Source organism: Hymenobacter crusticola, from assembly GCF_002154225.1.
GTDB classification, from domain to species: Bacteria; Bacteroidota; Bacteroidia; order Cytophagales; family Hymenobacteraceae; genus Hymenobacter; species Hymenobacter crusticola.
The window spans coordinates 26,878-50,478 of record NZ_MTSE01000022.1 but is presented as its reverse complement, the minus strand read 5'-3'; the positions used below and the strand labels follow the sequence as shown (position 1 = coordinate 50,478).

General features: G+C 56.3%; 17 protein-coding genes and 1 pseudogene. 8 read left to right on the top strand and 10 right to left on the bottom strand.

Annotated elements, in window-relative coordinates; translation table 11 throughout:
- The first annotated feature begins 456 nt into the window (after positions 1-456).
- Entirely contained in the window at positions 457-615 is a 159-nt protein-coding gene (locus tag BXP70_RS31100) for a DUF4260 family protein (protein WP_218779859.1), read from the top strand.
- A gap of 55 nt (positions 616-670) precedes the next feature.
- Positions 671-823 (top strand): DUF4260 family protein, encoded by a 153-nt coding sequence (locus BXP70_RS30850; RefSeq protein WP_218779856.1) that lies wholly within the window; start codon positions 671-673, stop codon positions 821-823.
- Between the two features lie 27 nt (positions 824-850).
- On the opposite strand, the gene BXP70_RS24045 is transcribed toward BXP70_RS30850, so the two are convergent.
- Positions 851-2,884, bottom strand: coding sequence for a GxGYxYP domain-containing protein (locus BXP70_RS24045; RefSeq protein WP_086596675.1), 2,034 nt, complete (start codon positions 2,882-2,884; stop codon positions 851-853).
- An 872-nt stretch (positions 2,885-3,756) separates the two neighbouring features.
- Here BXP70_RS24045 and rhuM point away from each other — a divergent pair.
- Positions 3,757-4,746: a virulence protein RhuM/Fic/DOC family protein gene (rhuM, locus tag BXP70_RS24040; protein ID WP_086596674.1), complete on the top strand. Its 990-nt coding sequence runs from the start codon at positions 3,757-3,759 to the stop codon at positions 4,744-4,746.
- Between the two features lie 311 nt (positions 4,747-5,057).
- On the opposite strand, the gene BXP70_RS24035 is transcribed toward rhuM, so the two are convergent.
- The 7 genes from BXP70_RS24035 to nudK form a co-directional block, all read right to left on the bottom strand.
- Positions 5,058-8,282, bottom strand: a complete 3,225-nt coding sequence (locus BXP70_RS24035) for a glycosyl hydrolase (protein WP_179197808.1) — start codon at positions 8,280-8,282, stop codon at positions 5,058-5,060.
- Positions 8,283-8,722: 440 nt separating this feature from the next.
- Positions 8,723-10,249 (bottom strand): RagB/SusD family nutrient uptake outer membrane protein, encoded by a 1,527-nt coding sequence (locus tag BXP70_RS24030; RefSeq protein ID WP_086596672.1) that lies wholly within the window; start codon positions 10,247-10,249, stop codon positions 8,723-8,725.
- A gap of 96 nt (positions 10,250-10,345) precedes the next feature.
- Positions 10,346-13,846, bottom strand: coding sequence for a SusC/RagA family TonB-linked outer membrane protein (locus tag BXP70_RS24025; protein ID WP_086596671.1), 3,501 nt, complete (start codon positions 13,844-13,846; stop codon positions 10,346-10,348).
- Positions 13,847-13,910: 64 nt separating this feature from the next.
- A complete protein-coding gene (locus BXP70_RS24020; protein WP_179197807.1) occupies positions 13,911-14,945 on the bottom strand; it encodes a FecR family protein in 1,035 nt (344 codons plus the stop codon).
- Positions 14,946-15,012: 67 nt separating this feature from the next.
- Complete coding sequence (locus BXP70_RS24015) at positions 15,013-15,582, bottom strand: RNA polymerase sigma factor (RefSeq protein ID WP_245849735.1); 570 nt, start codon at positions 15,580-15,582, stop codon at positions 15,013-15,015.
- Between the two features lie 185 nt (positions 15,583-15,767).
- Positions 15,768-16,142, bottom strand: a complete 375-nt coding sequence (locus BXP70_RS24010; protein WP_086596668.1) for a DUF4406 domain-containing protein — start codon at positions 16,140-16,142, stop codon at positions 15,768-15,770.
- A gap of 15 nt (positions 16,143-16,157) precedes the next feature.
- Positions 16,158-16,736, bottom strand: coding sequence for a GDP-mannose pyrophosphatase NudK (gene nudK / locus BXP70_RS24005; protein WP_086596667.1), 579 nt, complete (start codon positions 16,734-16,736; stop codon positions 16,158-16,160).
- Between the two features lie 48 nt (positions 16,737-16,784).
- On the opposite strand from nudK, the gene BXP70_RS24000 reads away from it, so the two are divergent.
- The 5 genes from BXP70_RS24000 to BXP70_RS23980 all read left to right on the top strand — a co-directional run bounded on the left by BXP70_RS24000 (position 16,785) and on the right by BXP70_RS23980 (position 22,954).
- Positions 16,785-17,561, top strand: a complete 777-nt coding sequence (locus BXP70_RS24000) for a DeoR/GlpR family DNA-binding transcription regulator (RefSeq protein WP_245849733.1) — start codon at positions 16,785-16,787, stop codon at positions 17,559-17,561.
- Between the two features lie 560 nt (positions 17,562-18,121).
- Complete coding sequence (locus BXP70_RS23995; RefSeq protein ID WP_086596709.1) at positions 18,122-18,871, top strand: HAD family hydrolase; 750 nt, start codon at positions 18,122-18,124, stop codon at positions 18,869-18,871.
- 218 nt (positions 18,872-19,089) lie between these two features.
- Positions 19,090-20,661 (top strand): T9SS type A sorting domain-containing protein, encoded by a 1,572-nt coding sequence (locus BXP70_RS23990; protein WP_086596666.1) that lies wholly within the window; start codon positions 19,090-19,092, stop codon positions 20,659-20,661.
- A 454-nt stretch (positions 20,662-21,115) separates the two neighbouring features.
- Positions 21,116-21,931, top strand: a complete 816-nt coding sequence (locus BXP70_RS23985) for a hypothetical protein (RefSeq protein ID WP_086596665.1) — start codon at positions 21,116-21,118, stop codon at positions 21,929-21,931.
- Positions 21,932-21,934: 3 nt separating this feature from the next.
- A complete protein-coding gene (locus BXP70_RS23980) occupies positions 21,935-22,954 on the top strand; it encodes a S41 family peptidase (RefSeq protein ID WP_086596664.1) in 1,020 nt (339 codons plus the stop codon).
- Between the two features lie 147 nt (positions 22,955-23,101).
- Here the strand turns inward: BXP70_RS23980 and BXP70_RS30845 are convergent, their stop codons facing one another.
- Both BXP70_RS30845 and BXP70_RS30970 read right to left on the bottom strand, forming a co-directional pair.
- The gene (locus tag BXP70_RS30845) at positions 23,102-23,233 is read right to left on the bottom strand and encodes a hypothetical protein (RefSeq protein ID WP_262490766.1); all 132 of its coding nucleotides are present in this window, start codon (positions 23,231-23,233) and stop codon (positions 23,102-23,104) included.
- 50 nt (positions 23,234-23,283) lie between these two features.
- Positions 23,284-23,343: pseudogene (locus tag BXP70_RS30970) on the bottom strand (hypothetical protein); the annotation flags it as partial.
- Between the last annotated feature and the right edge of the window lie 258 nt (positions 23,344-23,601).

Below are 23,601 nucleotides of genomic sequence, written 5' to 3'. Positions count from 1 at the left end.
AAATAGTATAATTTAGTTGTATTTATTATATTTAAATGCAGAAAAATACTATTTATGAAGTTTTCTTGTTAGAGCTGTAGTATTCGGGGTACTTGGCAGAAGTTACTGTTAGCAATACTGGGCTACACGTTGTATATAATGTGTCTTGCCAAGGTGTAAGTCAATCTTTCGCTAAGTCGCAGTTCCTGGTGCTAGGTTGTCAAGGACACACATACTTTCGTTGCAATCTAAGAGCGAGCATTCTTAGCCTGTAACTTCTGGGTTCGGAGCGGGAATTCGAGCAAAGGCCGACCAAGAGTGCTCCACACCGATAGCCCACGAGCCGGAAGTATCCCCTGTTTTCTTAGCTTTTTTATCGTCTAGCAGAGGGCAGAACCGGGACCTCTGGGTATTCTGGTTCGCCTCCCTTCCCAACGGTCCGTAAAAAAGCTGCTCTAACTCGAAGAACTTGCCCAACTGCTACTGGTTCTGTTCGTCTTCACGCACCTGCCCTATGCTTGGTGGGTGCTGCCGGCTATCTTTTTGCTGCCGGACGTGAGCACGCTAGGCTACTTGGCTGGGCCACGAGTGGGTGCCCTGTGCTACAACCTAGCCTATCACAAAGCTCTGGGCTAGCTGTAGGCATGAGTGGCTGATAGCTGGGGCAGCCACACTACTGCTCGCGAGCACGGTGCTCTCGTTCCACAGCGCCTTGGACCGCTTGTTGGGCTACGGGCTCAAGTACACCACTGGCTTTCACGACACTCACCTGGGGCGGGTGGGGGACCATGCGGCCGCTGAGCCTATGGATTCTGTGTTGGCTAGTAGCGCCGTGCAAGGATGAGAGAGCCCGGAGCCCAGGCGCGCTCGGTCAACGAGGTCGCACGACCCGGGCGTGCCCCGCGGATTTGCGGCCCGGGTTCCGGGTAAGGCCGTTGGCTTGCCGGATCAATTGGAAAAGATGGTCGGGCCGCACTACTACATACTCCGGGTTGAGGGAGGTGGCCACCTTTTTGAACGTAGTAGGGGTCACATTGGTCCAAGGCTGCGCCTGGATCAGCACGAAGCGGGGAGAATTGCCATCCCACCCCGCCGAGGCCGTGGCAATGTGCTCTTTCATGGCTTGTTCGCTGGTGCAGTAGTTACAGGACAGCGCCATACCCGGCAACCGCTGCTGGTAGATGGTCAGCCCGCCGCCCGTATTTTGGCCCGTCAACCCCAGCAAAGAGGGGGCGTGCTCGGCGAAGCTCCGGCCGACCGCCTCGTTAATGCCTCCACGGATCGTGTTCCACACCGTGACCACCTGCAAGCCCGCCCGCTGAGTGTAGGCCTCGGTTTTGGCCACAAACTGGTTCAACGCCTGCTGATTGGGAAAGCTATTGGGGTACGCATACCCGTAGCCCGAGGGGCCCGAAACGAGGTTATCATTGGCTGTAGCCGTTTGCCAGTAGTAGTTCAGGGCACCCGGCATGGCATCCAGCATGGCTGGGGAAAGCGTCCAGCCCATGGGTACCGCTCCTCGGTCGGGGTTTTGCCACAGCTTGCGCATCAGGTGTTCGACGTATTGTAAGTTGTCGCCGTCACTTAGGATGAAAGCCACATAGATCTTGTTTTGGAGGGTAGGCGTTGGCGGTATGGGCTTGCGCTTTATTTTCCGAGGCATCCCGCTATGCAGCGTCAGGTTGGTGGCGTAATCGCTGGCGATGGTAGCTAGGCCGTAGCGAGAGGCCCGCTCCACACCAGGTTGTTCCTCGGGCCACCACCCCATCACGTTCGCGCCGGCGGGCATGGCAGCCAAGAAGCGGTTGAGCAGTTCACTCTCGCCAGCCACTTGCGGGTCGAGCCAGATCACGGCGGCCCCGAGCGCGGTGGCATACTCGCGTAAGGCGGCTTTGTGGGCCTCGGGATTCAACCCAATCAGCAGTCGATGATTAAGCGTCGGCCAATACGTGTTGTAGATGGTCTGGTAGACCTGCAGCTTGCTGTTAAACTGGCCGCGCAAGTCTAGCAAGACTGGCAAGTTGTAGGGCGCCGCCGTGAGTCGGGAGACAAGGTCGGGCGAAGCAATCAGGGCCTTCTTATCCTTCGCTAATAGCGTGGCCAGGTTCACGGTATGAATCTGCGCCGGATCGTACACGATCAGGCCAGCTAGCTCGCGCCGGTACTTGGTGATCAGGTTCCACTTATCCGCGGGTTCAGACCAACTCAACCCCAACGACTCCAGCCAGGTATAGGGTCCTTCCGCGAAGGCGTCGCCTTCGTAGGAGAAGATGCGGGGCTGTTTGCGGTTGATGAGGCCTTTCAGCGAGGCAAACAAGTACATTTCGGCAGCCGATTGGTTTTGCTGCAGCCCGACCCAGTCGACTTTCGTGGAGGACTTACCGCGCCAAAACACACGCAATTCCAGGGCTTGATTGGCCGCCGACAGGGCAAACGGCAGCGTAAAGGTGGTGTAGTCGGAGGCGACGGGAAATTGCCGCCGGGTGAGCGTGCGCACGGCCAGCGTTTGGCCCGTGGTGGCATTTCGCACGTCGAGGTCCACGATCGAATCGTCATAGGCCGTGTTGTGGTCAACCTGCAAGCGAAACTCGGCTACCTGGGGCCCGGCCGGCACACTGGTGGCGTGGGGGCCGTAGACCATATACTGCTCGGGCTCGTCCCTACCCGGCTGGCACCGCCACCCGTCGCCTTCCAGGCGCCCGGTACCGTGCCCAAGCGCCGAGCCTTCGGCTTCCCAGCGGGCCGGCACTTCACGCAGATAGATCAGATCCTGCGTTTTGGCCGGCTTGGGAAAGGAAGGCAGCAGTTGCGCGACCGGCCATTTCACTTGGCCCCGAGCGGGAACAAGGCGCAGCTGAAGCAGGCATAAGAGCACCACGCCCGGTAGTGTGCATGAACGAATCATACGCAGAAGGATAGGGGGATAAGGGATAGACTTGTAAGAGCTTGATGTGCACACCGCAGGGTAGCCGAAGATAGAAAGGAGAGAAGTAAGATTACCGACTGAAAGCCGCGTAACAGCGGACTAATTAGTTTTAGTAGTTTGTTTCAGAAGCCGTTTAACTTGCAGTCAGGCGTTCGACAACCAACACCTAATCACTGCTTTGCAAAAGCAAAGGCCAGCCGTACCACTAGGTGGGGCAGGATAGCTCAGTTCCGAATTCGACGCTGAACACGCACTAAGGTTGAACGAAATAGTGGCAGCCAAAGCGCCTTCCCTGGAGGCAATGTTTCGTCAGCGATATAGCCCCTGCTCCCAAGTAGTCGAACACTAGGAGCGTCCCGCCAACCAGTGGCCTCAAAGGGGAATGGAGAAAGCAGCCACAGCAGGTCAGGTAACCGTTGCTTTTCCAGATCAGCAGACTAGTTCGCTAGGACCACTCCTGCTCGTGCTGGATGATTCTAGCTAGGACGTATACCAGGTCGATGTGCCTGTCGGAGAGAGAGCTCTTGCAACGGGTTTTTGACACCTTCCCGCCGCTAGCGTGACTAATGTGGCGCGGTGTACCCGGCGCAAACGGACGAAAGCTCCTCGACCGGAACTAGGTAAACGTACCCCTTCGAGTTCTGCCACAACCACCACTTTTTGTTGAACACATTGACTCCCTATATTTTCCATTTATAAGGCCTTCCTGCTAGTGGCCTCCACATGCTTAGTTAGTCAATAGACGAAACAACCCGAACGGCCGTGCCGCTCGGTTATTTAGTAGTTTTGGCCTTTGGCGACGGGTCCCTCGGCTAGGCAGTCCCGGTTGCCTAGCGCAGAAGTGATACAGCATGAGTGAGATTCTTTTTTATGCGGCACCAGATGGTTCGACTCAGGTGCAAGTACAGGTGGAGACCGACACGGTCTGGTTGACGCAGCGGCAGATGGCCGAACTCTTTGCCAAGGACTTGCGCACCATCTCGGAGCACCTGGGCAATCTCTACCGGGAAGGGGAATTGGAACGAGCCGCAACCATCCGGAAATTCCGGATCGTTCGCCTAGAGGGCAAGCGACAAGTGGAGCGTGACGTCGAGCACTACAATTTAGACGTGATCATCTCGGTAGGCTACCGCGTCAAGTCAGCGCAGGGGACGCAGTTTCGCATCTGGGCCACGCGCATCCTGCGGGAACACTTGCTGCAAGGCTACACCCTCAATCAGCAGCGGCTACGCCAGAGTGAGCAGCAGCGAGAGGAACTGCACAGCGCCCTGCGCTTGCTGCGTCGCCTCACCACCGAGGAGGCCGGGGTCGGTGCTGATCAAGCAGCTGGGCTTCTGCGCGTGCTAACCGACTATGCCTACGCCTTGGAGGTGCTGGATCGCTATGACCACCAACAACTCCAGCTCACGGGCACCACCCCGGAAGCGGTATACGAACTCCACTATGAGGAGGCTCGCCGACTCGTCCAGGAGCTAGGACAACGCACCCAAGCAGGCGGCTTGTTCGGGCGGGAGAAAGACGACTCGTTTCGCTCTTCCTTGGCGGCCGTCTACCAGACCGCCGGCGGCGAGGAGGTGTACCCGAGTGTGGAGGAGAAAGCCGCGCACTTACTCTACTTCGTTACCAAGAACCACTCCTTCTCCGACGGCAACAAACGCATTGCCGCCTTTCTGTTCGTGTACTTTCTCGATCGGAATCAGTGTTTGTACCGCCGTGATGGGAGCCGGCGCCTAGCCGATAATGCCCTGGTAGCGCTGACGCTGATGATTGCTGAAAGCCGGCCGGAGGAGAAGGATACGATGGTGCGCGTGATCGTGAACCTGATCAACCAACAGAACTAACCTGGCCACCTACCCTCGACCGAAGGACACCACTGATATTCATCAGTTGAAGTACACCTTTCTTATCGAAGCGAGAAGAAGTTTGTACTCAGATCGCTGTGCAAGTTTTCTGAACCGTTTTCAATCGATTTCCACCGCCCTTACCGCCCCATCTTGTAAGAGATGAGTTGTTCAAGTTAGAGGAAGATTTCTGCTTATAGAACCCCATCATACATGCATAGTTTCCTGACTGACGCATTGTTCTTTACGCTACTTATGGCAAACGAAAAATCGTCTTCTTTGCTCCTGTTACCTTGGATCACTTTGCTATTTTATTCTGTCTTCAAGACTACTGGTCCTAATAATCCAGAATCGACTAACGGGGCTTCCGAGTTGTACGGGTTAAAAGTTGCCCATGCAACACGTTTTTCAGGGGGTAGACTGGCATCACCAATCAAACGATTCGCCCACGTGTTGGTCACCGCTATTTCGAGGTGATTAACCCCCTGTTTAAGCATGGCGGTAACCTCAACCGCATAAGGCCTTTTCCAAATCGGTGCACACGTAACACCATTGATCTTGATGGTAGCTACTTCCTTTACGGAGCCTAGGTCGAGTATAACCCGACCGGTAGGTCTGCTTGTCACTGTAAAGTCCCGGCTATAAGTAGCTGTGCCGGAATAGTGCTGCACGCCTGCGTCAATATTTTCCGTCCAAGAGGTTAATCTGCTTAACTCTATCTCCTTCGAGGCACCTAAACCCGGTGTGAAAGTTAAATGCCATTCCGTGGAAAGGTCTTGCCAAACCGGAAGGGCTTCAACTAATCTGGACGGCTCCACTAGCGGTATAGTTTCGTTTCGAAATACGACAAACACGGATTCGTGCGGCTCCAATTGCATCGGAATGGTTGTTTGACCTTTCTCCTCTCTACTGTGCTTTATGCCTAAAATAGAGCCGTTTTCAGGATTCCAAAGTTGAGGCTTTCCATGTTCAACACGGAAAACACCATCAAAAACTAGGGGTTGAGCTGCGTGATTGACAACCAGGTAAATCTCATCCTGCCCAGCCTTGCGGTGGCTGAACAAAACACTGTCTGTGCGCGCGGTGGAGACCACCTTAAAATCTGGGAGTACCTGGATGCGCTTCAGTGCTTCGGCGGGGGATACGCCCCACATAAACTTGCCAGAGCCAAGCGTGGTCTGTCCCATCTCGGCATTGCTGTTGCCCCATAACTTATTCGCTAGGGTTCGCACCTGGAAGTCAGCCGTCTTGCCGTCGCCAAGTGACGAGGAGCCAGTCACCTTAGACTGGCCCAGAATAGTTGCGCCCTGTTGAAGCAGGTCAGCTACATGGCGCATACTGGCTAATGTCAGCTGCCTTCCTCCTGCCAGCACCAGCAGTTGGTAACTCATACCGCTAGGTAAATAGATGCGCCCGTTCCGACAGGTGGTTTTGAGCAATATTTCGTCACTACAAACATCATAATCGTAGCCGGCTGGTGGTACCGGCCGCATGCGGGCTGTAGCGATTTTCAACGGGGCATCATTGCCCAAGTGATATAAAATATCAATCACTGGTTTTCCGGTTTGCATCATCTGCGCGGAACGTGCCAGGCTGCTCCAAAAGCCGGAACTCGCATTCCACCACGTGTTGTGGCGCTGATAAGGCAAGTAAAAACGATCCTCCGTTACCCCCGGTTTGCGGTCGTCCCACGGCTGGTGCATATAAGCTAGCACCACGAATCGATTGATACCCTGTACCAGCGCCGCATCGGCCAGCGGTTTCATCTGGGCCAGCGTAACATCGGCCTTGCTGCCCGTGAACGATTCGGCGGCAACAATATTTTTGCCGTAGACATGGGCAGCACTCGCTGCCTCTTTGCAGTCGATACTCCCTTCCTTTTCCGGCATCCAGAATTCGGCCATTGGGATGTCGGTGCGCCCTTTGGCTTGAATGTTATCACTAGGCATACAAGTCGCATTGCCCGGAGCTTGCGCCATAAAAGTCATACCCCGGGCGCTACAAAGCTGCTGGAATGTACCGTAGTACTGATTACTCATCAGCGTGGCGATAGTCCGGCGGATGTCAAACAAAAAATGGTCAGAGACTTGAGGAGTATCGACTACATACCCTGCCATCGTGGGCAGATAGGAGCGTAAATCGTAGCCGCACAGCTTGCGGAATTGCTCAGCAAATTCTGCGGTCCAGTTCTGCGTTCCGTGCTCGGCGCTGTCCATGTTGACGCCAGCCACTTTCGCTCCTGGTACACGTTGTACCTCTTTCAGGATGGTGCCGACGTACTGCTCAAATTGCACCGTTGCCGCTTTGGCACTTAGCTTATCACATTCAAGGCCTAGCCCTTCGGGGCGACCATGCTTGGTTTTTACGCCCGTGGGGGTATGCCCAAACCGCATAATCGTCCACCGGCCAGCGGGCGCGGTCCATTTCAGCTGACCGCTCGCATCCACCAAATGCGTTAGGTCCACGATCTTACGCGGGTCAATGACTTCAGCAGCTTGATAGCTAGGTGTTTGGTCAGGGTCGGGAAAGTCGTTCGTGTTTCCGCTTTTCTTTTCCCATTGGTCGATTTTAGCTGTCCCCTGCAAGCGAATGCTACCGATAAGCAGATCGGCATCTTTCGCTCGCTCATTGTAGCCCCAGTCGTGAAGATTCAAGCGAAAATACCTCGCTTTCACGGCCTTAAATGCTAGGGTTTGCCGGTCCCAGGTTTCAAATTGGTAGCCCCGGCCAGGCAAGCGCTTTACTTTTTGCCAATGCCCCTTATCCTCGCTGCTTTCCAGCTCCCCAATGGGCAGGATAGGCTTCATGTTTTCGCCGTAGAAATCCTTGCTCCAATTGCCGGGGACTTGGGTAGCAATGATATAGGCCTTGGAGGAAGGCCGGAGCGCGTAGGTGATGCTTCGGATGGTAACTGGCGCGCCGTAATCGAGGCTGATGTAGGTATGGCTGCCACCCGCTGCCGGCTTCACCCTGACTCTAACAGGAGCGGCGGTGTTGAACATAGCGGCTAGGTCGTCTAGCTTCGGGCTACTCGTGATAAGCGGAACAGGTAAACGGTGGCCTACTAATGCTGGAAATGCCAGTACCGCTACGTCTTTGTAGTAATTAAGCTTCGTTGGGGGCTGTTCCAGTTGGAGTGCTACCGGCTGGCCGCCATCAATAGTCGTTTCGCTCGAAACCAGTCGCTGCATACCTAGGTCAGGGGTAATCCAGGGGCCACCGGCGACGTAGCCGTTGCTGCTGTTAATTTCCAGGCGCATACCAAGGCGCGCGCATTCGGCGGCGGCAAAACGCACGCGGCTCAGCCATTCCGGCGAAAGACTTTTTAGCGCGTCAGGGTCATCTTTGAATACCTGTTCATACAGTACTACTCCACCGAAACCCACGCTTTTTAAGGCCTCCAAGTCTTTGGTAATTCCGTGCTCGGTGATGGTACTCTCCCCCCAGAACCACCAAATCATAGGTTTGGCGCTGGCAGTTGGCTGCTTGAAGTGGAGTGAGAGGCTGTCAGTCTGCGCCGCTACCGCATGACTCATTGCGCAAAGAATCAGCACTATGCAACTGATAACCAAGGTTCTGTATACTACTCTTTCCTGTTTTTCTTGGTTCATGCAACGGATGATTAGCCCTCAACTTTCTATCGCATTAGACACTACTTTGCTACTGGCCCACTGCAGATAGATACCTAGGGTATACTAGAGCAAAACCCAGCAGCTAGAGCGATAAAGTGCCAGGACACCCGTTATCAAACGCAGCCTTCCGGTACGAGCCGGCCTAAACAGATCAGAAGGAAGCAATCAACCGCTCAGTTAGTTAAGTACTGCCTCAGTAGCGTATGCCACTGTCAAGTAGAAGCGGTGTGGACCTAGGCTGACCACGCGCTGGCATAGGCAGTCTAGGTCCATAACGGGCAAGTACTGGAGTAGCGCGCAGCCGTAACGGCCGAGCGGTAGTCGAGCCCAAGCACCCCCCTGACTCAATAGCCAGGATTCTGCTCGTAAGCATAGCCCGAGGCACTCAGCTCTGACTGCGGCACGGGGTAAATCAAATCATTGGCTGTAATGGACGAGCGCATGCGCTTGCTTACGTCATCTTGGGGTATCCAGGCGTTCATAATAGTCACGGCATTGCCCGAGCGCACGAGGTCGTGCCAGCGCAGGCCTTCGCCCACAAACTCGCGCCGGCGCTCTTCGATGAGTTGCTCGTAGGTGGTACTGGTTACGGCCGGTGCCGTGGCTATTCCCCGGCGGCGCACTTGGGTCATGATGGCATTTACCTCGCTCTGGGTGCCACCGCCGCCCTTGAGAATACACTCGGCCTTCATCAGCAGCACGTCGGTGTAACGCAGCACGATGAAGTTGATGGACCAGTCGGCGCGGGTAGTACCCCGGCGGGCTACATCGAGGTATTTTTTAAACGCGGCGCGCGGGTCCGTGACGGCGGGCGTGCTGCCACTGGCTGCTACCGTAAAGCCTACCTGAAGCGCTTGGCTCCGGCGAAGATCACCGGTGGCGAACGTACTAAGCAGGTTGTTGGAAGCGGGGCGCAACTCGTCACCGGTGCTGAAGCCGGATGTGTTCGGCACAACCGAGTTGAAGTAGTTATTGGAGACTAGAATAGACGGGTAGGTAGCCCCTAGGCCCGTACCGCCGCTGCTATAGCGAATATCGAAGAGTACCTCCTTATTGGCTTCGTTGGTGTAGGAGAAGATGTCGGCGTAGCTAGGTAGAAACTGAAACTGACCGCTAGCAATAATCTCGTTGAGCAACCCTAGCGCGGCCGCGTAGTCGTTGGTACCGCGGCCAGGCCCATCAATGCCGTAGGTAGCGCCGGAGCGAGTAAGGTATACCCGCGCTAGCATCCCCTTGGCGGCCCACTTGGTAGCCCGCCCCACATCAGCTCCTGTATAGGAGGGAGCAAGGGTGCTAGCAGCATCCAGCAGGTCGGCGACGATGAGGGTATAGACCTCCTCTACCGGCGTACGGTTAATGGCCTCTACCTCCTGCGGACTTAGGGGTTTATCGACCAATGGCACACGACCAAAATATTGGACCAGGTTGAAGTAGAAAAAGGCCCGTAAAAACTTGGCCTCCCCCTCCATGCGGCTACGCACGTCAGCGGCCAGTACGTTGCCGTTTTTGCCAAGTTGATCCAGTAGGACGTTGGCGCGGAAAATACCCGAGTAATTGGCGCTCCAGGCTTCATCGACGAACTCGCTGGTAGCAATGGTCGTCGAAAAATTATTGATGGGCTCCCAGGGTCGGACGCCTTGAGTGCTCACGCCGTAAATATTGTCGGAGCGCGTCTCGGATAAAGTAAGCTCGCGGTCCGGAAAGTTGCGCAGCGCGCTGTAGGTTGCGTTCAGCGCCTGGCTGAAGTCCGTCGCACTCTGGTAAAACGTGGGTACCGAGCCGCTGGAAATGGGCGCTTGGTTGAGTTCTTCTTCGCAGCTGCTAAACGTGAGGGCCGCCGCCGTCAGAAACAGGAGAGATATCTTTTTCATGGAGAGGAGTGGCTGTTGGTTTTTGCGTCGTAGTTGGTAGCAGCAGCAACCCGGCAATGCGCCTGCGCTGCTCACGACGTAAATGCCAGCGACTTTTTAGAAAGTGACGTTCAGGCCTAGGGTCATGGCTTTGGAGAGGGGCAGCCCGCCGTAGTCGGTGCTCACTGAGAAGCCGTCGCTGCTGTTGCTGGAATTGGCCGCTTCCACGTTGTAGCCCACGCGGTAGGAATCGTGGCCAAAGAAGTTCTCCAAGGAGAAGTAAAGCCGGGCCCCCTGTGCTACGCGCTTACTCAGAATGTTGCCTAGGTTGTAGCCGAGCGTGATGTTGCGCACGCGGTAGTAGTTCGACGAATACAGCCACGAGCTGTTGAGCAAGGGGGTAAAGTTGGCGCGAACCTGGCCCCGCTCGCCGGCTCCGGGGTTCTCGGGTGAACGCCACCGGTCGCGCTGCGCGACAGCCGCGTTGCCATTGTAACCCATGCTGGTACCATCCAGGGCGCGGCCGAGCAGTGAGTAGACGCTGCCCCCGTTCTGGCCTTGCACTAGCACGCTTAAGTCAAAACCCTTGTACCGGAACGTGTTGGTGATGCCCCACGTGTATTTTGGGTTGGGCTGGCCCAGGATCTGCCGGTCGGCCACGCTGATGACGCCATCGCCGTTAACATCCTCGTAGCGAGGGTCGCCCTGGGTCTGTCCCTGAACAATCGGCACATTATTATCAATGTCGGCCTGGGTCAGGATACCGATTTGCTTCACCACGTAGGTTGAGTACATAGGCTGGCCTACTTGCAGCCGGATGCTGGGGGCGCCGTAGAGCGCCGTGCCGATTTCAATGGGCGCATCGCCGGTACCTAGGTGTACCACCCGGTTTTCGTTGTGGCTGAAGTTCACCGACGTGTTCCACTGGAAAGCCCCCGTCAGGTTGCGCGTGTTCAGTTCCACTTCCCAGCCCTTGTTCAGCACTTCGCCAATGTTGACGAGCTGCGAATTAAAACCTGACGCGCCCCGCACGGGTTGGTTCAGGAGCAGGTCGTTGCTGGTTTTCGTATAGTAGTCGAACGAGCCGTAAATGCGGTTGTCCAGAAAGCCGAAGTCCAGGCCAAAATCAAGCGTGCGCGACTTCTCCCATTTCAGGTTTGGGTTGGCCGAGATATTGGGCGCCTGGCCGGTGGCCAGCGCGCCCCCCAGCTCATAGTTGTAGATGCCTAGGGTAGGCACGCTGCTGTAGTCACCAATACCGTTGTTGCCGGAGTAACCAAGGCTGGCGCGCACCTTTAGCTCGCTCACCGGGCGCAGGGCCTGCATAAACTTCTCCTGCGAGATGCGCCAGCCCAACGAAGTCGCCGGGAAGATGCCCCACTTATCGTTTTCACCGAAGCGCGAGGAACCGTCGCGGCGCACGCTGGCCGTGAACAGGTACTTGCCTTCGTAGGCGTATTGTAGGCGGCCAAAGTACGACAGCAAGACGTTTTGGGTCTCACTGGTGCCATTGTCGCTGGTACCACTGATGTTCTGCGCTCCGTTCAGGGTTGTTACGGCAGCGTTTACGAAGCCCCCCGACGACCGTAGCTTGTCGGTCTCGGTCTTGAAGAAATTATAGGAGTAGCCTGCTAGCCCCGTGACGCTATGCTTCTCGGCAATCGTGCGGCTGTAGGTCAGCGTGTTTTCATTCACGAATGCCTGCTTGCGATACGCCGAGAACGTGCCCGTAGCCCCTAGCCCGCCCGATTTAGCATTGGGCACGTACGACTTGTTACGCACGTCGGTGTTGTCTAGGTTCAGGGTGGTCCGGAAACGCAGATCCTTGATAATTTCCAGCTCCCCAAACACCGTACTTAGCGTGCGGAAGGTGGTGGTGCGCTGCTGCCGATCGGTGAGTAGGCCATACGGACTGTTGCTGGTGCTAGCCCAGAGGTAGCGGTCGTTATCCCCGTAGTTGGTGAGCAGACCGGCCGAAGACTCGACGATGGGCACCATCGTGACGAGCTTATTCAGGATGTTGTCTTTGCCTTCCACGCCGGGGTCGCTCGATACGGCGTAGCTCGGCGCTACGTTCAGGCCAAACTTAAGCTTTTTATTGGCCTGCACTTCCATGTTGGCGCGGGCCGAGTAGCGCTTGTAATTCACCCCCAGCACGATACCATCTTGGTCAGTGTAATTGCCGGATATGTAGTAGTTCACATTATCGGTGGCGCCGGCGGCGCTCACCTGGTAGTTCTGCACTTTAGCAGTACGAAATCCTTCATCCTGCCAGTCTACATAATCCAAGCCGGGGTGACCGGGCTGGGTCCAGCGGTCGTCGGGCATCAGGTCGGGATTGTAGCCAGTTGCACCTAGGTTCAGGATGCGCCGGCGGGTAGCATTGTCGTCGCTGGCATTGCGGCCCGTGCCGGAACGCACCCAGTTACCGTTAATCACCTCCGTGGCCCGCTCAATCCATTCCTCCGGTGAGAGCAGCTTTACCTTACGTGCGGCCTGCGACACCCCAGCGTAGGTATTAAAGGAAATCTGAGGCTTGCCGGTTTTGCCCCGCTTGGTAGTGACCAGTACCACGCCGTTGGCGGCCCGTGAGCCGTAGATGGCGGCGGCGGCAGCATCTTTCAACACCTCAATCGACTGAATATCGTTGGGGTTGATATTGTCGAGTGGGCTGCCAGTAGCGTAGTTACCGCTGGAATTAGGCGCGGCGGCTTCCAGCGGAAAACCATCAATCACGTACAGCGGCTGGTTGTTGGCCGTGATGGAACCGGTGCCGCGTACCTGCACCGCGAAGCCCCGCCCGGGCAAGCCGGTATTCTGTTGCACCTGCACGCCCGCCAACTGACCTACTAGCGCCTGGTCGACACGCAGAATGGGCCGCTCTTCTAGCTTACTGGCGTCGAGGGTGGCAATGGCGCCAGTTACGTCTGCTTTTTTCTGGGTGCCGTAGCCGACGACGACGACTTCCTCCAAACTCTTGGTATCAGCCGCTAGTTTTACGTTAAGGTTGGAGGTCGGACCTGTAACCGACATTTCCTGCGTTACATACCCGATAGCACTAAATACCAAGGTACTCCCCGCTGGCACAGTCAGGGAAAACGAACCATCTGTACTCGAGGAAACGCCATTGGTGGAGCCTTTCTGCAGCACGGTCACGCCCGGCAGCCCTTCGCTGTTGTCGCGGCTGGTGATACGGCCGGCTACTACGACATCGGCTGGTGCCGGCGCGCTAACTGGCTGCGCTTGGCGAGCCTGCGACACCCGCGTTTGAATCACAAAGGTGTGGGCGTCGATAGCAGCGCACTGTAATGCCGCTGATTGTAAAATTGAATTGAGTTGTTCGACCAGCTTTCCATCAAACTCGGTCAAAGAAGGCGTCGCGACCGTCACCTTGCGGACCAGCTCCGCTTTGTAGTTAAATTTTACTGCATACGTTTGCGCTAATTGCTTTAAGAGTTGAGGCAACTCTATTTGCTTGTATACATGGGTGGCTTGCGCAACCGTAAGCGAGCTGTGCTGTTGTGGCTGCAAGGCCGCATACGTTTGCGCAGACAGACATTCGATTTCTCCCACCAGCAGGGTCACGCTTAAGGGAATAATGAGTAAGGGTCTAGGCATGTGTTGATTCTTTTGCGTGGTGAGATTTTTACAGGGTATACTTCAGCTTTTGATAGCTCATTTACTAGGGTCTGACTTGATCATTGGCAATAAAATAGATGTACTCCCCGTCTCGAACAGCCTTCGCGCCGAACGTTTCCGACAAAATGAGCAGGGCTTTTTGAACATCATCTACCGGCAATTCGCCCACGAACTGTTGCTTGGCGAAAAGCTCCCCTTGCAGCACTAAGTCTAGGCCGTACACTTCTTTGAAGCGGCGGCTGAGTTCACTCATGCTAGCGCCATTGAACACGAGCAGGCTCTCGCGCCAAACTGTCAACTGACGCCTTCGGGCAGTAGAAGCTGGTTGAAGACGGAAGAACTGCTCTTGGGGAGCATATTGTACCACTTGACCAGGTTGCATTCGCAGCCGTTGGCGGCTGGCAACATCAGTTAATTCCACGCGTCCTTCTTCCAGCACTACCTGGGTTTGCTGGGGGCGCGTGTACAACGAGAACCGGGTGCCTAGCACTGCCACATCCACGCGCTTGGTATGAACTACAAACTTGCGGTAGCTACCGGCTTGTCCATAGGACTGTTTCTGCACGGCAAAGTAGCCTTCTCCCGTGAGCCATACTTGCCGATTCTGTCGCCACTGATAGCGGGATGGAACTTCTAGCTGACTATTCGCAGCGAGCGTCACTACGGAGCCGTCGTAAAGAGTCAACGTTCGGGCCTCACCATAAGTCGTTTGGATTCGCTGCGGGACCATGAAGTACGAATACGCCCAGCTGCCTCCGAGAAGCACTATCCCCGCTGCAATGGTTGCCAGCTGCCGAGACCTGCGCCCTACTCGTAGCTGGGGCGTAGCCGGCGGCACGTGTAGGCGCTCGTACAACGATGCTACATAGCCATCCGAAAAGGAGGTCCAAGTACTCTCTAGGCCCTGGGCTAGCACGCGTGCTTCCGCAAATGCGTCGCGCAAATGCGGATTGGTTTTTAGCAGACCTCGCCAGTAGGCATCCATTTCGGGCGTAGGTTGCCTAATCCAATCCCGAAAGACCGGATCCACCAGAAAGTCATCGGTAGCAAAAGGTATATAGTCGGCGTAGGACCTCATAACCATGGGTTAGCAATCCTACAGTGAAATGACGATCCTCTTTTGTAGTATGAAAAGAGAAAGTTTTTTATAAAAAATAGTTGCTAGCCAGGAAAGTCACTAGATACTGATTCTTCAAGACAGTGCGGAGTACCCTCAGCGCTTGATATACTTGTGAGCGCGCTGCTTGATAATTGATGTTCATCACCTCACAAATCTGCTCGTAGGAGAGGTCGTTGAAATACCGCAGATACAAGACTTCGCGTTGCCGGGGCGTGAGGGCTTCCAACGCCTGCCGCACTTGCTCGCGCCGCTCAGCGTCGAGGTCAAGTTCCACTAAGCGCTGTTCGGCAGAAGGCTCCAGGCTGAAGGAATACTGTGAAAAGCCCTCTTCAACATCCTCCTCCAGGCTAGCTTGCCAAAGCTGCTCTCGCTTATACTGCGCCTTAATTCTGTTCCGCAGTCCTTTGAGTAGATAAAACCGGATGGATGAGGGCTGACTTAAGCGGGCGCGGTAATGCCATAACTCAACAAAAAGATCTTGCACGCAATCTTCTACGGTTGAGAGCGAGTTGTGCAGCCGGAGCCCGTAGTTAAGCAGATGGCGAACATGTGCTTGATGCAACTGTCGGAATGCCGTTTTGTCACCTTGGCACATGGAACGCCACAATGTTTGTTCGTCAAGCATGGCTATCAATCATTTGCGTGTTCACTGCTCCTAAGCTGCGACTTCCTTGTTTCAGCGTCCTAAATGTGCATATTTAGTAGTTATGGTTCCTTTAAAATGAGTAAGCGTGGCTGTCGGAGAACTCGCCCTTGCTTTGAGAATAGGTTACTAGTGGCCTAATAGCCGCTGTCCGCTGGCACGCAAGCCGGAACGTCTTCTAGGCGGTAGTACACGGGTAAACCCCGCTCCTGGGCTAGCCGGACATCCTCATCCGCCCCCTGGGAGGAACCCGGCAGGCGCAGCACGGCGTCGCACTGCGCGAGCAAGCGGTGGGCGACCGGGTAGAGAATTTCGTTGTAGGGCGCGTCGCCCGGCCGGCTAGAACCTGCCTGGGCGAGCAAGGGCAAGGCCACCCACTCGCCAATTAAGGGTAAATGGCCGGCCCGAAACAAGGGCAAGGCGGCGGTTTCTAACCGGTGCAAGTTGGCGGCCATGCGGGCGGGGTCGTCGTTGGTGCCGCTGCGGTACGGGCCAGCAATAAGAATGACCATGATGCAGAAAGGGATTTATAACGCGTGAAGTTGTTGGAGGCGCAGATGTTGCAAGAGCATAATGGTTTTGCCGTCTTGGATTTCGCCGGTGGCAATCATGCCCAGCGCTTGCGGCAGGGGCAACTCCAGCACCTCGATTTCTTCTTCCTCAATGCCTCCCCCACCCCGGTGTTCCGTGGCGGGGGAATACTCGGCTAGGTAGAAGAATAAACGCTCCGTCACCGAGCCCGGGCTCATGTAGGCTTCCATCACTTTCTGCACCGCCGTGAGTCGGTAGCCGGTTTCTTCCTCGGTTTCGCGCAGAATGGCGTCGTCCGGGTGCTCGTCGTCGAGCAGGCCAGCGCAGGTTTCAATCAGCATGCCCGTGGGATTGCCGTTGACGAAGGTGGGCAGCCGAAACTGACGGGTCAGAATGACGGTATCGGCTGCCGGGTTGTGCAGCAGAATCGTGGCCCCGTTGCCGCGGTCATAGGCCTCCCGCGACTGGGTTTCCCAGGTGCCATTTTTTCGCTGGTAGTCATAGGTTACTTTGCGCAGCGTGTACCAATTATTGGACAGAATCTGTTGCTCGCGCAGGCGAATGTGTTCGTTCATAACAACGTGGTCGTTCGTTTATGATCAATTGTGTTTCTTTGTGTTCTTATGGAAGCAAGTAACGAGAAAACATTGAATTTTCAATTGCGCAAGCAGTTTTTACTGAACACGTTAGCCCAACAGGGCAGCCTAGACGTGAGCTACGCGGCGCAGCAACTCCGCACTACGCCCATCACCATTCGCCGGGATTTGGCCCAGCTTGCCGCCGAGGGTTTGGTCGTGCGCACCCACGGCGGGGCCGTCCTGCCCGAACTGGTGAAAAACCCGGTGGCCTTCACGCGCAAAGCGACGACTCACCTAGCCGAGAAAACGTCCATCTGCCAGTTGGCTGCCAGCCAGATTGCGGCAGGTGATACTATTTTCATCGATTGCGGCAGCACGACCTTTCCTTTGTGCCCATTTATTCAGCACCTCAAAATCCGCGTGGTCACCAATTCGCTGCCCGTGCTGTTTGAATTGGTGAACTCACCCGTGCAGGTGGTCTTAGCCGGCGGCGAAGTCGATGCCGAGCGGCAGGCGATGCACGGCACGGTGGCCGTGGAGCAACTCAAGCGCTACCAAGTCGATAAAGCCTTTTTGGGCGTGGATGGCTTTTCGCTGCAGCGGGGCCTGAGCGCCAACAGCGAAAAGGAAGCTTCCATTAGCTTGGCGGTGGGCGAAGCGGCCCGCCACGTGTACTTGCTCTGCGACGCCAGCAAACTCGAGCAAGACAAGTATTTGCAGTTTGCCCCGCTTTCCTTCGTGGATACTTTGGTAACGGATTCGCGCGCCTCCGCGGAAGTGTTGGCCCGGTATCGGGAAGCGGGCCTAGCCGTGCTGGTCTAACGGATGCCTCCTTATCTGCTCACTAGCAAGAGCAACCAGCTTGGAATCCACCAAGCGGGGCGTTAGCGAGGTGGCGCTTACCAGACTAAACCTAGCTTTAGGCCCACCTCTGGCAGTACTTCCGGCTTACGGTACGAATCTCCGAGCGAAAACCCGAGGTCCGTTCCGGATTGTAGACTCCCAGGCCTAGGTTAACATCCACGAGCCCATGCCCGCCGTGTACTCGTATGCTGCTTGATACGCGTTGCCTTCCTGCCATAAACTAGCCGTTTGCAAGGCCCAGTCGTTGCCGATACCCGCGCCAGTGCGGCTTTCCTTGCCGGATTATTTGCAGTATAAGCTCTATCCGCCGCATTGAGTGCTGACGCGGCCAGCTCGCTCGGATACGTCAAAAATCCGGGAGACAAAACTTCTACTCCGTTTGCCAAACGCCCCGGCCCCTAGGATGCTGCAACTTTGCAGTACCTGCTCTGAGCCGCTGCGGGGCGCTCGTTAGCTCACCAGCTCCAACCCGCGACGGAACTTGGGCATTGCTTGGTACGCCCTTCTTCTTTTCTGGTATGACTTCTTTTCCCCAACTCATTGCCTTCGACGCGGATGATACGCTGTGGCCAAACCAGCCCCACTTCGATCAGGTCGAGGCGGAACTGCATGCGATTTTGGCCCGCTGCGGCGACCCGGCGGCGATTGGCCGCGGCTTGTACGAGGTGCAACGGCGCAACATGCACCTGTTCGGCTACGGGGCCAAGTCGTTTCTGCTGTCCATGATTGAAACGGCTATTCAATTGACAGGCGGCGAGGTGAGTGGTGCCGACATTCAACGTCTGCTTGACCTAGGCAAGCGCTTGCTGGACTTTCCCATCGAACCCTTACCCGGCGTCGTCGACGTACTAACTGAACTGCGCCGGCGCGGCGTACCGCTCATGGTGCTTACCAAGGGCGACTTGTTTGACCAGGAAAGCAAGCTCGCCCGCTCTGGGCTAGGAAATTACTTCGACCACGTGGAAATCGTAAGCGAGAAAAACGAAGCCACGTATCGGCGGATTCTGGCCCGCTACCACAGCCCCATAGAAGGCTTCATGATGGTCGGAAACTCGCTGAAGTCCGACGTGCTGCCGGTGGCCCGCCTAGGTGGGCAAGCCGTGCACGTGCCCTATCACGCCACCTGGATTCACGAGCAGTTACCAGCGGAGGACTTGCTGGGCGTCTCTTTTCACCAAGTAGCCACGTTACGGGAAGTATTGGACTTTCTACCTAGGCACGACCAACTACCTGCGTTGCTAGCTCCTACCAGTAAGCCTTATAGATAAGGCTAGGGTGGATTGAGGGGAAGGGTAACAATTCGAATAAAAATCCGGCGGCTTAAAGTAGAACTCCGTTTGGCGAAAGTCCGCCAGCAAGCAGCCAGTCTACCTTTGCCTTACGCTTGCAGCAGTCATTCTATCAGAGACGAACACGCTTGAGCAGTTAGTACTCTGAGATTGGCTTTGAGCTGTAGCTCTGCTTTCACCACGTATGCCCTCATGCTATGAAATTTCAAACGTTCATCGCCGCCTGCGCTCTTATGCTCTCCGGTCACGCGTTTGCCCAAACGCCCGCTAAGCAGTGGGACCGAACGCTGGGTGGCAGTGAGGAAGAACGCCTTATGGGAATGCAACCCACCCGCGACGGCGGCAGCATTTTGGTGGGCGCTTCGCAGTCGGGCATCTCGGGCGATAAGACGCAGGGCCACCTCGGGGGAGATGATGCCTGGGTAGTTAAGTTGGATGCGCAAGGCCACAAGCAGTGGGACCGAACGCTAGGTGGCACCGGCTACGACGGGGCGACCAGCGTGCAGCAAACCACCGATGGCGGCTACCTTATTGGAGCCTACTCGAATTCGCCGATTTCAGGCGACAAGACGCAGGCTAGTCAAGGACGAGTAGATTACTGGATCATCAAGCTCGATGCGCAAGGCACGAAGCAGTGGGACCGCACCCTTGGTGGCGATTCCGACGACACCCCGATTAGCGTGCAGCAAACCGCCGATGGCGGCTACGTGCTGGCGGGCAATTCCAGCTCCGCCGTTTCCGGCGACAAGAGCCAAGCCACCCGGGGGAGAACCGACTACTGGGTTGTGAAGCTTGATAGCCAAGGCAATAAGCAGTGGGACCGCACCATCGGGGGGAGTCGCATTGACGCGTTTACCAGCTTACAACAAACTCCGGACGGGGGATATCTGCTCGGCGGCTATTCTCAATCTGATGTTTCCGGTGACAAAACCCAACCTAGCCTAGGTGGCAACGATTTCTGGCTAGTGAAGCTCGATGGACAAGGCGCCATCCAGTGGGACCGGGTGCTGGGCGGAAGCGAGGGTGACTACTTGCAAGAGCTACAGCTGACAGCCGATGGCGGCGCGTTGCTAGCGGGCTCCTCCTACTCCGGTGTGAGCGGCGACAAAAGTCAGCCGAACCTAGGGGGTTGGGACTTCTGGCTGGTGAAGGTAGATGCGCAGGGCAAGAAGCAGTGGGACCGCGCATATGGCACAACTCAAGAAGATTACCTTACTAGCCTCACCCTCGCCGCCGATGGCGGCTGCGTATTTGGCAGCAACGATTTCAGCAGCTACCGTGTGACGAAGCTCGACGCACAGGGCGCTAAACAATGGGAGAAGATACTACATGCTGGTGGTGCCTATACCCAACTCACGCGGGTGCGCGCTACTTCGGATGGGGGGGTCTTGCTAGGAGGAATGTCCACAGGCGATGCCCACTATGACAAGAGCGAACCGAGCCGCGGCGGGGAGCTCTACGGCGATTATTGGGTGGTGAAGCTCGCCCCCGCCGTGTTAGCCAACCAGCCAGCGAAGGTTTCCGCAGACTTGCGCGTGTACCCCAATCCGGCCCGCGGCTCTTTCACGGTGCAGCTACCTGCTAACCCGTTGCCTGCAGGCTTGCACCTGCACCTACTGGATGCGCTTGGCCGTACCGTCCTGCATCAGCAAGTGCCTGCTAACGGGAGCGTTACAGTTTCGGTTGAAACGCTGCCACGGGGGATATACTGGTTGCGTGTGAGCGGACCGCAAGGGTACCTAGCTAAGCAGCGGGTCGTGCTCGAGTAAACCTTCCGCCACCCGCTTCCTCACGTTCTACGACGCCAAGCTCCCTCCCTGACAATACCCCATCGGGAGTCAGCGGGAAGACCTATGCTCTTCTTGCAATGAGGGCGGGCTCGTTGCAATAAATCCTGTTCGACAAGACTTATCAACGTCTCTAGCGCTGCTTCACGGGTTGCTGGAGTTGCGTTTGCTTGCCCGCCTTAGTTTCTAGGGCGGGCTTCTTATTTCTATGCTCAAACACGTGCAGGGGGGCAGCCTAGCTATTAAGCTCCTTACGCAGCTAAAAGCGGTCCGACGATACGAGTAGGCTAGCTGAGCCCTAGCACAAGAACCGCACTCGGTAAATAATCCGGCTTAGAAAAGGCGAAATCCTTTTGCCAAAAGTCGCTGAGTACGAGCGCAAATAGCTTTGTACTCAGCTACGCGCTAGCCTCAATAACCCAATTTCTTCCCTACCATGAACCTGACCACCATCGCACCTAGCGTATTGGCCATGAGCCTCTTGCTAGCGCCAAGCACCAGCTTCGCGCAAGGCTTGCCGCCTCTCAAGCGTCACGAGCTTACGCTACGCACGGGTGCTACGCAATTTACTGTGCACGACCAGAATGCTAGCCCGCTGACTTATCGGGGGCAACTGCTCCAACTAGGTCTTTCCTACCAGCATCACGCAGAACGGAGCGAGTGGTTTGTGGGCGGCCACGCCGCCTACGGCTCGTTCTTCGCCAAGGCCTATCCCGAGCGCATGGTGTACTTCGGCGACACTCCCGTGCCGCTCCACGACAACCTAGCTTTGGTGCACATGCAAGTGCACTACTTGCGGCACCTCTGGGCAATGAAGCGCGGCGAAGTACTGCTTGGCGGCGGCTTGCAACAAGTGCTCTACTACCCTCAGAGCGAGCCGTACGCAGGAATGACCAGCATTACTTCACTACCGCTGGTAGCTAAAGTACGCTACCGGGTAGGAGCCAAAACGGTGCTGACGGCCCAAGGGCAGTATGCCGTGGCGGGCCTGATTACGCGGCTACCGTGGCACAACTCGCTTTCGCAGCCCCAGGAAACCAGCCAGCTTACGGCCTTTTATCGCAACAACACGCAAGTGGAAGGTGGGCACCGCTTGCAGCAAGCCACGCTCAGCCTAACCGCCTGCCGCACCCTAGGTACGCACTGGCAAACGAGCTTGGGCTACGAACTCGGCCTGCTGCACTACCCCGATCCGCAGCCGCTGACCACCAACACGCACGGCCTAAATCTTCACCTCCAATTTGCTTTCTGAGCCATGAAAAAGTTAGTTATCATTCTCAGCCTTATGATCTTGAGTGGGTCTTGGTCGTGCATGCCAGACGAAGTAGCGCCCACCACAGACGCCGAAGCCAACTTTGAGTACGTGTGGCAGGAATTTGATCGGCTCTATGGGGGCTTCGAGGTGAAAGCCGTGGATTGGCCGGGGGTGCATCGCCATTTTCGGTCGCAACTCACGGCGCAGTCGGGCCCGGCAGACTTGTACCGGGTGCTCACGCAGATGATAGATACGCTGAACGATGCACACGTGAGCCTTTCGCCCACCGACGCGCGCTATCCCCGTTTTGTATCGGGCCAACGCCGCGGACCGGCGCTCAACCACACCAGCCTTGATTTGATTAAAGCCCGCTACCTCACGGAGAGCCACTTAGCCTCGCCCACGCTTACGTATGGCAAGCTAGCCGGCAACGTGGGCTACCTCTACTTGTCGGGGCTAGATGAGGAGTACCAGAACTATAAGCACAACCTCGACAATATCCTTGGCGCGTTGCAGGGTACCAAAGCCCTAGTGCTCGACATCCGCGACAACTCCGGCGGGCGCGATGAGCTAGGTCAGTACATCGCCGGACGCTTCGCCGATGCGCGCCGCCTGTATATGAAGTCGCGCAAGCGCACTGGGCCTCAACATCACCAGTTTACCAGTTGGCAGGAGTGGTACGTAGAGCCCACTGGCTCCCACCCGTACACTAACCCCATCATTCTGCTCACCTCCGACGATACGTTCAGCGCCGGCGAAACCTTCACGCTGGCCATGAAACGCCTCCCGCACGTGCGCCAAGTGGGGCTTGCCACCTATGGCGCCTTCTCCGACCGGGTGGAGCGCGACATGCCCAACGGGTGGCGCTTCACGGTGTCGGTCGGCGAATACCGTGACCATAACGGCGTGAACTGGGAAGGCCGTGGCCTAGCCCCCGATGTGAAAGTAGCCAACACGGCTGCCGACCTAGCGGCTGGGCGTGACCCCATGCTGGAACAGGCCCTCCAGCTGACGCAGTAAGTTGAAGGGCTAGCGCAGTTTCCCGTTTTTAAAGGCGTGGCGTATGAAGCGCAAATGCCGTTTTCGCTATGCAAAACCGCGGTGCTACGCTCCCTACCCAATAGGTCTCCACTTGGTGCCGCCTAGTCAGCCCCCTCCTGGGCTTGCTTAGGTGGTGATTCGAGGAAAAGCTCGCTCGCCTCCCGTTCCAATCACGCTAAGCTGCTCCACGGCGTCCGTGTGGGCGTACAGCGCCTGGCCTGCGAAGGCGAGGCTGATGCGGGTACCGCAGCGTTCCAACTCGCGGACATGGTAATAGCCGGTTGCGTAATGAATAGCTCTTGAGCAGCTTGGGTAAAGCTTAAGTGCCGTGCTACGGCCTGAAAGACACGCAATCTAAAATCAGCCATACTTGCAAGGTACAGCTGCCTAGAGTATCCAGTAAGTACCTGAACTTTTACTTAAGTGTCTCATCCCTTCAGCCAATGCTCGTTTACCTAAACCCGGCGCTTTGTCTGGTGAACACCCGGAATCTGCGGCAGCATAAAATAAGAGCAGTTTTTAAACTCGCTTGTTCAGTGGAACAGCATCAGTTGAACGTAACGGAGTTGGTTCCCCCAAGCTAGACCAAGAGAGATGACCACCTTTCGTGGGCGGTAAGACGGGGT